Source organism: Falsiroseomonas sp. (assembly GCF_030695085.1).
Classification (GTDB): Bacteria; Pseudomonadota; Alphaproteobacteria; order Acetobacterales; family Acetobacteraceae; genus Falsiroseomonas.
This window is the reverse complement of record NZ_JAUYTS010000093.1, coordinates 22,846-33,240: the sequence shown is the minus strand read 5'-3', so window position 1 is coordinate 33,240 and position 10,395 is coordinate 22,846. Positions and strand designations below refer to the sequence as shown.

The 10,395-nt window shown below is 71.1% G+C and carries 11 protein-coding genes; 5 read left to right on the top strand and 6 right to left on the bottom strand.

Translation table 11 applies throughout. From position 1 onward, the window contains the following. From Q8S40_RS11465 to Q8S40_RS11445, 5 genes are all read right to left on the bottom strand, one after another. Positions 1-237, bottom strand: a 237-nt coding sequence (locus Q8S40_RS11465) for a tetraacyldisaccharide 4'-kinase (protein WP_305670503.1), incomplete at its 3' end; no start/stop codon positions are given. A 118-nt stretch (positions 238-355) separates the two neighbouring features. Beyond that, positions 356-1,699, bottom strand: a complete 1,344-nt coding sequence (locus tag Q8S40_RS11460) for a 3-deoxy-D-manno-octulosonic acid transferase (protein ID WP_305670502.1) — start codon at positions 1,697-1,699, stop codon at positions 356-358. After that, positions 1,696-2,418, bottom strand: a complete 723-nt coding sequence (locus tag Q8S40_RS11455; protein ID WP_305670501.1) for a lysophospholipid acyltransferase family protein — start codon at positions 2,416-2,418, stop codon at positions 1,696-1,698. The genes Q8S40_RS11460 and Q8S40_RS11455 overlap by 4 nt, the downstream gene beginning before the upstream one ends. Before the next feature lie 102 nt (positions 2,419-2,520). Continuing rightward, the gene (locus Q8S40_RS11450) at positions 2,521-3,558 is read right to left on the bottom strand and encodes a glycosyltransferase family 1 protein (protein ID WP_305670500.1); all 1,038 of its coding nucleotides are present in this window, start codon (positions 3,556-3,558) and stop codon (positions 2,521-2,523) included. Between the two features lie 177 nt (positions 3,559-3,735). Next, positions 3,736-4,578, bottom strand: coding sequence for a UDP-2,3-diacylglucosamine diphosphatase (locus Q8S40_RS11445; protein WP_305670499.1), 843 nt, complete (start codon positions 4,576-4,578; stop codon positions 3,736-3,738). A 351-nt stretch (positions 4,579-4,929) separates the two neighbouring features. Here Q8S40_RS11445 and Q8S40_RS11440 point away from each other — a divergent pair, with 351 nt between their 5' ends. Then, positions 4,930-5,352, top strand: coding sequence for a hypothetical protein (locus Q8S40_RS11440; RefSeq protein WP_304814945.1), 423 nt, complete (start codon positions 4,930-4,932; stop codon positions 5,350-5,352). 10 nt (positions 5,353-5,362) lie between these two features. Here Q8S40_RS11440 and Q8S40_RS11435 read toward each other — a convergent pair whose 3' ends face one another. Beyond that, complete coding sequence (locus tag Q8S40_RS11435) at positions 5,363-5,560, bottom strand: hypothetical protein (RefSeq protein WP_304814947.1); 198 nt, start codon at positions 5,558-5,560, stop codon at positions 5,363-5,365. Positions 5,561-5,818: 258 nt separating this feature from the next. Here Q8S40_RS11435 and Q8S40_RS11430 point away from each other — a divergent pair, with 258 nt between their 5' ends. The 4 genes from Q8S40_RS11430 to Q8S40_RS11415 are packed head-to-tail and all read left to right on the top strand — an operon-like array spanning position 5,819 to position 10,390. Continuing rightward, positions 5,819-7,042, top strand: coding sequence for an ABC transporter substrate-binding protein (locus Q8S40_RS11430; RefSeq protein WP_304814948.1), 1,224 nt, complete (start codon positions 5,819-5,821; stop codon positions 7,040-7,042). Between the two features lie 9 nt (positions 7,043-7,051). Next, positions 7,052-8,905 carry an ABC transporter permease gene (locus tag Q8S40_RS11425; protein ID WP_305670498.1) on the top strand — a complete coding sequence of 618 codons (1,854 nt, stop codon included), beginning with the start codon at positions 7,052-7,054 and terminating at the stop codon, positions 8,903-8,905. Beyond that, positions 8,902-9,684 carry an ABC transporter ATP-binding protein gene (locus Q8S40_RS11420; protein ID WP_304814951.1) on the top strand — a complete coding sequence of 261 codons (783 nt, stop codon included), beginning with the start codon at positions 8,902-8,904 and terminating at the stop codon, positions 9,682-9,684. The genes Q8S40_RS11425 and Q8S40_RS11420 overlap by 4 nt, the downstream gene beginning before the upstream one ends. Beyond that, positions 9,677-10,390, top strand: coding sequence for an ABC transporter ATP-binding protein (locus tag Q8S40_RS11415; RefSeq protein ID WP_304814952.1), 714 nt, complete (start codon positions 9,677-9,679; stop codon positions 10,388-10,390). Before Q8S40_RS11420 ends, Q8S40_RS11415 begins: the two co-directional genes overlap by 8 nt. The last annotated feature ends 5 nt before the right edge of the window (positions 10,391-10,395 follow it).

Genomic DNA, 10,395 nt, shown 5'->3' with positions numbered 1-10,395 from the left:
CAGCAGGAAATGCGCCGCGACGCCACGATCGGCCAGGCGCCGGCCGAGATCCATCGCCACGGTGGTCTTGCCCGCGCCGCCGGCAGTGGCGTTGCCGCAACAGATCACCGGCACCGGCGCCTGCCATCCCGGCTGCGCCATGCGCCGCGCGGTGGCCTGCGCATAGAGCGCGGAGAAGGGGGACAGCAGCAGCGGTATCACGCCACCACTGCCCGCCCAGAAGGCGGGTGCTCGCATCAGGCCTCGACCATCAGGTTTCGTTCACCAAATCGCCACGAAGGGCGGCTTCGACGCAGGGCCGCCCGTGGCGGCCGGCCCCAAACTAACGCCCCGGCTCACACGCCCCGGCCTACATTCACCGAGCGAAAGGCTGCGCGCCTTCCTCGGGGGGGCCGGAGCCATCCGGCAACAGGTCCAGCAGCGCCGCGGCCACCATGCCCGGCAGACCGGCCTGGCCCGCCGCGATGGACGCGGCGGCGATGGCCATGGCCTGGCGCGCTCCGGCATCGGATAGCATACCGGCCACCGCCTCCGCCAGCGCCACGGCTTGCGGGGCCACCAGCCGGGCCGCGCCGGCAGCCAGCAGCCGCGCCACCGGCTCCTCGAAGTTGGTGGTGTGCGGGCCGAGCAGAATTGGGCAGCCGAGCCGCGCCGCCTCCAGCGGGTTCTGGCCGCCGCGCGGCATCAGGCTGCCGCCCACCACGGCGAGTGTGGCCAGGCGGTAGAACAGGCCGAGTTCGCCCAGCGTATCCGCGACATAGACCGCGACATCCGCCCCCGGCGCGCCGCCGCCGGCCCGCCGCGCCACCGCCAGTTCCTGCCGTGCCGCCAGTTCCGCCACCGCCACGCCGCGATCCGGGTGGCGCGGCACCAGCACGGTCAGCAGGCGGGGCCAGTCCGCCGCCAGCCGCGCATGGGCCGCCAGCACCAGCGCCTCCTCCCCCGGATGGGTGGAGGCAGCGAGGAAAACCGGGCGGTCGCCGAGCAAGACGCGCAGCCGTTCCAGCGCCGCCGTATCCGCCGGCAGCGGCGCGGCCGCCGCCTTCAGGTCACCCCAGCATTGCGCCGCCGCCGCGCCCAGCGCCGCCAGCCTGGCGCGGTCCCCCTCCGACCGTGCCAGCACCAGGGCGAAGCCGCCCAGGATCTCGGCCGCGCTGCGCGGAAAACGGTGCCAGCGGGCGAAGGAGCGCGGGCTGATCCGGGCATTGACCAGCGCCATCGGCATGCGCCGGGCGCGGGCGGCCGCGATCAGGTTCGGCCACAGCTCGCTTTCCACCAGCACACCCGCATCCGGCCGCCAGCCATCCAGGAACCGCGCCACCCAGTCCGGCACATCCAACGGCAGGAAACGGTGGGTCACGCGCGGGAAGCCGGATTCGCCCGGCGCCGCCAGCGCGGCCGGCAGGCGGTGCAGCAGCGCCTGCGCGCCGGTGACCGTGCCGGTGGTGACCAGCAGGTGCAGCGCGGCGTCGCGCGCCAGCAGCGCCTCCAGCACCGGCAGGACGGAAATCGCCTCCCCCACGCTGGCGGCGTGCAGCCACAGCAGGCGGCCCGGCGGCCGGGCGGCGCCGAGGCCACGACGCTCCGCCAGCCGCGCCGCGATCTCCTTGCCGCGCCGGACGCGGCGGCCGAGGTGCCAGCGCAACAGCGGCGCCGCCAGGGTGGTGGCCAGCCGCCAGGCCGAGGTCGGGATGGTCACGGGCGGGACGGGCGGGCCGGGCGGTCCGGCACATCGGTGACGCCGCAAAGCCGGTCGGCTTCCCGGCAGGCCTCGGTCAGCGCGGCGGCGATGCCGGGCAGGGCCGCCTCCGCCGCGTCGCGCGGCACGGTGATCGGCGCGCCGCAGACCACCACCCCGCGGCCGAAGGGCAGCGGCAGCATCAGGCGGTCCCAGGAGCCGAGCCGCCGCTGCGCGCTGCTGGAGGCCCCGACCGGCACCACCGGCGCGCCGGACAGCGCCGCGACCTGCGCCACGCCCGGCGCGGCCTGGCGCCGCGGGCCGCGTGGGCCATCCGGCGTGATCAGCACCGGCTGGCCGCGCCGCAGCGTCCGCAGTAGCGCCGTCAACGCCCCCGCCCCGCCACGGCGGGAGGAGCCGTAGATCATCTCCACCCCGAAACGCCCCACGGCGGCGCCGATGAAGCGGCCATCGCGGTGCTGGCTGACCAGCACATGCGGCCGCAGCCCTGCCGCCGCCGGTTCCCGCGCGCGGGCCAGGTTGAACAGCGCCGGCATCAAGGGCAGGCGTTCATGCCAGAAGGCGAGGATCAATGGCTGCCCCGCGGCGACCAGCGCCAGGGCCGGTTCCGCCCCCACCAGCCGCCAGCGCGTGGTCCGCACCACCAGCGCCAGATACAGCCCGACCAGCCGCGCCAGGCCCCCCTGGACCGCCGGATGCCGGATGAAGCTGCGGATCATCGCCTGGGTTGGCGCCGTCGAAGGGGGCGGGGATGGGGGCACGCCATGGCGCCGCCGGTAGCATGGCCCGGGGGGCGTGGGAAATCCGCCGCGCGGGACCCTTCAGGGACACAGCATCAGGCTGTCGCGGAAGCGCCGCGCGCAGGCGGCCCAGGAAAACCCCGTGGCATGGGCGCGGCAGGCGGCGCGGTCCGCCTGCAGGGCGCGCAGACAGGCGGCCCGCAGATCCTCATCCAGCGCCCCCACCGGATGTTTGCCGATGATGTCGAGCGGCCCGGTCACCGGAAACGCCGCCACCGGCGTGCCGCTGGCCAGCGATTCCAGCAGCACCAGCCCGAAGGTATCGGTGCGGGAGGGAAAGACGAAGACATCCGCCTGCGCATAGGCCCGCGCCAGCGCCGCCCCTTCCCGCCAGCCGGTGAAATGCGCGGCGGGGAAGCGCCGGGCCAGGGCGGCACGCTGCGGGCCGTCGCCCACCACCACCTTGCTGCCCGGCAGGTCCAGCGCCAGGAAGGCCTCCAGGTTTTTCTCCACCGCCACCCGCCCGGCGCACAGGAAGATCGGCCGCGGCAGTGATTCCCACGCCTCGGCAGGCCCGAGGCCGGCCGCATCCGGGTGGAAGCCCGCCAGGTCCACGCCGCGCGACCAGGGCACCACATGGGCGAAGCCGCGCGCGGCCAGTTCCGCCGCCAGGGTCGGCGTGGCACACAGCGTGCCGGCGCCGGCCGCGTGGAAGCGCCGCATCAGCGCCCAGGACCAGGCTTTCGGAATACGGGTACGGGCGTGCAGGTAGTCCGGGAATTTGGTGTGGAAGGAGGTGGTGAAGCGCCACCCCCGCGCCCGGCAGATCGCCCGCATCGCCCAGCCGAGCGGGCCCTCGGTGGCGATATGCACCGCATTCGGGCGGAATTCATCCACCATCCGCAGCAGCCGGCGCTTCGGCGCCAGCGCCAGGCGGATCTCGGCATAGCCGGGGGTCGGCACGGTCGCGAAGCGGTCCGGCCCGATCACCTCCACCACATCGCCCAGCCGCGCCAGTTCCGCGACAACGGTGGCCATGGTGCGGACCACGCCATTCACCTGCGGCGACCAGGCATCCGAGACCACAAGGATGCGGAGCGGCCCGATCGCGGCGGTCATTTCCGTTGGCTCCAGCGCACCCATCCCCCAAGGGGCATGTCCGCAGGGGGATTCCTCGTCCAAACCGGTCCTCTCGCCTCGGGCCTCTGCGGCGGCGCGCATCGCGCCCCTGGTGCCCGAGAAATGCGCGGCCGGGAAGTGGCGAAAGCCGCCCGGCGCCGTGCCATGGCCCCGGCGCTACACGGTTTCCGGCAGCCCCGCCGGGGTGCCGGCTGGGGTACCCGCCGGGGCTGGCGCGGCGCGGAAGAAGCTGAGCTGGTTCTCCCGCGCCCAGTCGACCAGTTCGAACCGGCCATCCGCATGCTCGACCAGCGCGGTGCAGCTCTCCACCCAGTCGCCGTCATTCATGTAGAGCACGCCCTGCACCTCCCGCATCTCGGCGTGGTGGATGTGGCCGCAGACCACGCCATCCAGGCCGCGCCGGCGGGCTTCCTGGGCCAGCGCCGTCTCGAAGCGGTCGATCGCCTTCACCGCCTCCTTGACCTGCCGCTTCAACCACTGGGAGAGCGACCAGTACGGGTAGCCGAAGCGCCGGCGCAGCGCGTTGAACCACCGGTTGGCGACCAGCGCGCTGTCATAGGCCCAGTCGCCCAGATGGGCGAGGAACTTGGCGTAGCGCACCACGCTGTCGAATTCATCGCCATGGATCACCAGGAAGCGGCGGCCATCGGCGGCCTTGTGCACCGCCTCCTTCGCCAGCCGGACACCCGCGATTTCCAGGCCGAGCCAGTCACGCAGCATCTCGTCGTGGTTGCCGGGGATGTAGGTCACCTGGGTGCCGTTGCGCGCCATTTTCAGCACCAGGCGGATCGCCTCGTCATGGTCGACATCCCAGTACCAGGATTTGCGCAGCCGCCAGCCATCGACGATGTCCCCCACCAGATACAGCTGCTCGCATTCCATCCGGCGCAGGAAATCCACCAGGAAATCCGCGCGGCAGCCGCGCGTGCCGAGGTGCAGGTCGGACAGGAACACCGTGCGATAGCGCCGCCGGGGTTCCGCACCGCGCGTGCCTGCCATGCCATCCATGCCCTGCCCTCTGCTTCGCGATGCGGCGCCTGACGCGGCCGCACCGGTTGCGCCGCGTTGCGCCGGCGATGTGCCGGCTGGCGCCGTCGGCTGACCCCCGAGGCCGTCCATCGGGTGAGTCTCGCTGACCTGACGGCGACCTGCGGGGCGTCTACCCCGGCCCGCCGCCGGGCGACGTGAATCTTGCATGAAGGCCGGCTGGCGGGCGGCGTTATCGCTTTGTCAGCAGGCTGGCCGCCATGAAGGGTTCACCGTGGCGGAGGAGAACCACATGGATAGCCAAGCCGTACGCGCCACGCAGGCTGCCACAACACGCGCCTGCCGCGGCACCTGAAGCCCGCCATGCCGAAGGAAGTCCGCTATATCCTGTTCTCGCCCGCGGAAGTTCTGGATGCCCTGGTCGCGGGCATGGTGCTGGCCCAGCCGGGCTGGCAGGCCGCGACCGGCCAGGTGAGGCTGGATATGGCCACCTCCCCCTCGGGCGAGGTGATCGCACGGCTGGTGCCGCAGAAGCCCAGGTCCGGCCCGCGCGCCCATTGGTCCTTCACGGCCGGGGATCTGCTGGCGATTCTGCTGCAGACCTGCCGCCGCAACCGGGTTCCCCTGCCCTTGCGCGGCCACAAGCAGCTGGAGCTGATGGGCACCAGCCTCTGCCTCATCATCATGATGGGGGACCCACAGGCGATGCCGGATGTGCGGCTGCACGAAATCCGCTACCTGGACCCGGAACTGGCGCCGCTGCGCGCCCGCGGCCCGCGCGGCTGAACCCGCGCTCTCAGCCCGCGCCGGCGCGTTGCTGGCCCAGGGCGAGCACCCCGGCGGCGAGGCCGGCGGCGAGCGAAACCAGGCTGAAGCCGGCAGCCGCGGTCAGCCCCGCGAGGCCCAGGCCCATCGCCGGCAGCAGCGTGACCGCGACACTGAACATGCCGAGAAGCGCCGTGACTCCGGCCAGGACGCAGAGAGTGATCAACATGGGCGCCCCCTGATATTGGCAACAAGATGAACTCTTGCGCCATTATTCGGCCATGATCCACCCAAAAAGGCGAGATTGCCCCCGGCGCACCGGCCAGGCCGCGTCAGATGCCGCGGCAGGAAGCAGCCGGGGCGGTGATTTGGGCAATCGCGTGATGCCAGAGTCGCATAAGCTGCGACACGCCTCATGAAACCGGCTGGACCGCGACCCGGCCGCGGTGGAGGATGCGCGCCGACAGGCAATTTGGGAGTCCTCGCGATGGCTGGCTTCACCCTCTCCCGCCGCGGCGCGCTGGCGGCTGGCACCGGCATGCTCGCGGGGCTGCGCCCCGGCCGCGCCCCGGCCCAAGGGGCGCCCATCAAGGTGGGGGAGCTGAATTCCTACGCCCGCATGGCCGCCTTCTCCGTCCCCTACCGCAACGCCATCCAGCTCGCGGTGGACCGGATCAACCAGGCCGGCGGCGTGATGGGCGGGCGGCCGCTGGAATTCGTCTTCCGTGACGATGGCTCCACCCCCGGTGACGCCGTGCGCGTGGCGGAAGACCTGCTGACCCGCGAAGGCTGCGCCTTCCTGGCCGGCACCTTCCTGTCCAATGTCGGGCTGGCGGTGTCCGACCTGGCGAACCAGCGCAAGAAGCTGTTCCTGGCGACGGAGCCGCTGACCGATGCGCTGACCATGGCGCAGGGCAACCGCTACACCTGGCGCCTGCGCCCCTCCACCTACATGCAGACCCGCATGGTGGTGGAGGCCGCGCGCGGCAAGACGGCGAAGCGCTGGGCGATCGTCGCGCCGAATTACGAATACGGGCAATCGGCGGCGGCCAATTTCAAGCGGCTGATCGGCCAGTCCATTCCCGGCGCGGAGATCGTGGCGGAGCAGTACCCGGCGCTCGGCCGGGTCGATGCCGGCGCCACGGTGGGCGCGCTGGCGCAGGCGCGGCCGGATGGCATCTTCAACGTGCTGTTCGGCGCCGACCTGACCGCCTTCGTCCGCGAGGGCAACACCCGCGGCCTGTTCGAGCGTCGCCTGGTGCTGTCGCTGCTGACCGGTGAGCCGGAATACATGATCCCGCTGGGCGATGAATGCCCGGATGGCTGGATCGTCACCGGCTATCCCTGGGAACAGGTGCAGGACGCGCGGCACAAGGCCTTTGTGGACGCCTATCGCGCCCGCTTCAACGATACGCCGCGCAAGGGCAGCGTGCTGGGCTACGTCACCGCCGAGGTGGTGGCCAGCATGCTGAACAAGGCGAATTCGACGGAGACGGAGGCGATGGTGGATGCGCTGGCCGATCTGCCGACGCAGACCATCGTCGGCAACGTCACCATGCGCGCACTCGACCACCAGGGCACCATGGGCACCTGGGTGGGAGAGACGGAGCTGCGCGGCCGCACCGGCACCATGCGCAACGCCCGCTACGCCGACGGCGCCGACTTCATGTTCCCCGAGGATGAGGTGCGCGCCGCGCGCCCGCGGAGCTGATCCCGGCGCATGGATTTCGGCTTCCTGGTGGTCCAGTCCCTGTCGGGACTGGCCAGCGCCTCCTCGCTGTTCGTCATTGCATCCGGGCTGACGCTGGTGTTCGGCGTCACCCGCATCGTCAATTTCGCGCATGGCAGCTTCTACATGCTCGGCGCCTATATGACGGTGACGGTGGTGCCCTGGCTGCTGGATTTCGACCGTTCGCCACTGCTGTTCTTCGTGGGCGTGCTGGTCTCCGCCCTGGTGGTGGGTGCGCTCGGCGTGGTGATGGAGGTGCTGCTGCTTCGGCGCCTGTACAAGGTGCCGGAGCTGTTCCAGCTGCTTGCCACCTTCGGCGTGGTGCTGATGGTGCAGGATGCGGTGCTGTGGATCTGGGGGCCGGTGGAGATCCCCGGGCCGCGTGCGCCCGGGCTGCGCCATGGCGTGGAGATTCTGGGCCAGCGCTTCCCGGCCTATGAACTGTTCCTGATCTGCGTCGGCCCGGCCGTGCTCGGCCTGCTATGGCTGCTGATGCACAAGACGCGCTTCGGCATCTTGATCCGCGCCGCGACGCGGGACCGGGAGATGGTGGGCGCGCTCGGCGTGAACCAGGCGCTGCTGTTCACCGGCACGCTGTTCCTCGGCGCCTTCCTGGCGGGGCTGGGTGGCGCGTTGCAGATCCCGCGCGTCTCCGCCAATTCGCAGATGGACCTGTCGATCATCACGGAGGCTTTCGTTGTCACGGTGATCGGCGGCATGGGTTCCGTGCCCGGCGCCTTCCTGGCGGCGGTGCTGATCGGGCAGTTGAACGCCTTCGGCGTGCTGATCTTCCCGAAGATCACGCTGGTGCTGGTGTTCCTGCTGATGGCCGTGGTGCTGGTGGTGAAGCCCTGGGGGCTGCTCGGCCGCCCGGAAGCCGCGGCAGGGCGCGCGGCCTTGCCGGAGGGTATCCTCGCCACGCCGCGCTTCGGGATGTGGGAGAAGGTGATCCTCGGCGTCGTGCTGGCCGCGACGCTGGCCGTGCCGCTATTCGGGGACGCCTACACCGTGAAGGTGGCGACGGAGGTGCTGATCTTCGCACTCGCCGCCTTCTCGCTGAATTTTCTCGTCGGCAATGGCGGCATCGTCTCCTTCGGCCATGCCGCCTATTTCGGCCTTGGCGCCTATGCCGCCGGGCTGCTGGTGACGCGCGGCGGCTTCGCGATGGAGCCGGCGCTGATCGCCGCCCCGATCGCGGGGGCTGCCTTCGCCGCGCTGTTCGGCTTCTTCGTGGTGCGGCTGACGGGCATCTACCTGGCGATGCTGACGCTCGCCTTCGCGCAGATTGCCTATGCGGTGTGTTTCCAATGGGTCGAGGTGACGGGCGGCGACAATGGCGTGGTCGGCGTCTGGCCCAGTGGCTGGGCCAGGTCGCGGGAGGTGTTTCATTATCTCGTTGCCGCCTGCTGCATCCTCGGCATCGCCGCGCTGCGCCACGTGATCTACGCGCCCTTCGGCGCCACGCTGCGGGCGGCGCGGGATTCGGAACAGCGGGCGGATGCCATCGGCGTGAATGTGCGGATGCATCGCTGGCTGGCCTTCACGCTAGCCGGCGCGGCGGCGGGGCTGGCGGGTGGGCTCTATGCCTTCTCCAAGGGCTCGATCGACCCGACGCTGCTGGCGATTCCGATGTCCATCGACTTCCTGGCGATGCTGCTGCTGGGCGGCATGCAGACCGTGATGGGCGCGGTCGCCGGTGCCGCGGCCTTCCATACCATCAAGGACTTCTTCATGCCGCTGACGGACCATTGGCGGTTCTTCCTCGGCGCCTCCATCATCGCGCTGGTGCTGATCTTCCCGCGCGGCCTGTCCGGTGCCTATGGCGCGTTGCGGAGGCGCGCATGACTCTGCTGGCGGTCGAGGGCCTGAACAAGCGTTTCGGCGGCGTCGTCGCGGCGAAGGATGTGTCCTTCGCCCTGGCGGCGGGGGAAATGCTGGCGATCATCGGGCCGAATGGCGCGGGCAAATCCACCACATTCAACATGGTGGGCGGGCAATTGGCGCCGAGTTCCGGGCGCGTGATGCTGGCGGGGCAGGACATCACCGGGCTGCCGCCGCGCCAGGTCTGCAAGCTCGGCGTCGGCCGCACCTTCCAGGTGGCGCAGACATTCCTATCCATGTCGGTTGCCGGCAATGTGCAGATGGCACTGACCGCGCATCACGGCCGCACGCGGGACCTGGTGGCGGATGCGGCGTCGCTCTACCGGGCGGAGGCGCTGGCCTTGCTGGCGCAGGTCGGCATGGCCGAAGCGGCGGATCGCCCGATCGGCGAGCTGGCCTATGGCGATGTGAAGCGCGTCGAACTCGCCATCGCACTCGCCGCCGCGCCGAAGCTGCTGCTGATGGATGAACCCACCGCCGGCATGGCACCACGCGAACGCGCCGCACTCATGCAGCTCACCGCCGGCATCGCGCGCGGCCAGGGCATCGGCGTGCTGTTCACGGAACATGACATGGACGCGGTCTTCGCCCATGCCGACCGCATACTGGTGCTGGTGCGCGGCGAGGTGATCGCGGAAGGCTCTCCTGAATCGGTGCGCGCCAACCCCGAAGTGCAGCGCGTCTATCTCGGCCAGTCCGGCCACAAGGCGGCGCTGCGGGCGAGGCGTGCGGCACATGGCTGATCCGGTGCTCGAAGTCTCCGGCGTCACCGCGGGCTACGGCCCGGCGGAAGTGCTGTTCGGCGTCGATCTCACGCTGCGGCGTGGCGAGGTGGCCGCCCTGATGGGCCGCAACGGCGCCGGCAAATCCACCACCATGAAGGCCATCATGGGCCTGCTGCCGCCGCGCGCCGGCCAGGTGCGCTTCGCCGGGCAGGACATCACCGGCTGGGCGCCGTTCCAGATCGCCCGCGCCGGCCTCGGCTATGTGCCGGAGGACCGGCGCATCTTCACGGATTTGACCGTGGCGGAAAATCTGGAGGTCGGCCGCCGCGCCGCACGGGGCGGACGCGCGGCGTGGACGGTGGAACGCCTCTACGACATTTTTCCGAATCTCGCCGAGATGCGCGGGCGCCGCGCGGCGGCGATGTCGGGCGGGGAACAGCAGATGCTGACCATCGCGCGCACGTTGATGGGCAACCCCGAAGCCGTGCTGCTGGACGAGCCCTCCGAAGGCCTGGCGCCGGTGATCGTGGAGCTGATGGCCGAAGCCGTGCTGCGCATGAAGGCGGAGGGGCTGGCCGTGCTGCTCTCCGAACAGAGCCTGGATTTCGCCGCCGCCGTCTCCGACCGCGCCTTCGTCATCGAAAAGGGCAGCATCCGCTTCGCCGGCACCATGGCGGCGCTGGAAGCGGATGAGACCATCCGCACCACCTATCTGACGGTTTGATACGC

What these genes read in the sequence shown, in the direction of transcription:
- Q8S40_RS11455 (WP_305670501.1), bottom strand. Translation starts at nt 2,418, where the DNA reads ATGATCCGCAGCTTCATCCGGCATCCGGCGGTCCAGGGGGGCCTGGCG.
- Q8S40_RS11450 (WP_305670500.1), bottom strand. Translation starts at nt 3,558, where the DNA reads ATGACCGCCGCGATCGGGCCGCTCCGCATCCTTGTGGTCTCGGATGCC.
- Q8S40_RS11445 (WP_305670499.1), bottom strand. Translation starts at nt 4,578, where the DNA reads ATGGCAGGCACGCGCGGTGCGGAACCCCGGCGGCGCTATCGCACGGTG.
- Q8S40_RS11440 (WP_304814945.1), top strand. Translation starts at nt 4,930, where the DNA reads ATGCCGAAGGAAGTCCGCTATATCCTGTTCTCGCCCGCGGAAGTTCTG.
- Q8S40_RS11435 (WP_304814947.1), bottom strand. Translation starts at nt 5,560, where the DNA reads ATGTTGATCACTCTCTGCGTCCTGGCCGGAGTCACGGCGCTTCTCGGC.
- Q8S40_RS11430 (WP_304814948.1), top strand. Translation starts at nt 5,819, where the DNA reads ATGGCTGGCTTCACCCTCTCCCGCCGCGGCGCGCTGGCGGCTGGCACC.
- Q8S40_RS11425 (WP_305670498.1), top strand. Translation starts at nt 7,052, where the DNA reads ATGGATTTCGGCTTCCTGGTGGTCCAGTCCCTGTCGGGACTGGCCAGC.
- Q8S40_RS11420 (WP_304814951.1), top strand. Translation starts at nt 8,902, where the DNA reads ATGACTCTGCTGGCGGTCGAGGGCCTGAACAAGCGTTTCGGCGGCGTC.
- Q8S40_RS11415 (WP_304814952.1), top strand. Translation starts at nt 9,677, where the DNA reads ATGGCTGATCCGGTGCTCGAAGTCTCCGGCGTCACCGCGGGCTACGGC.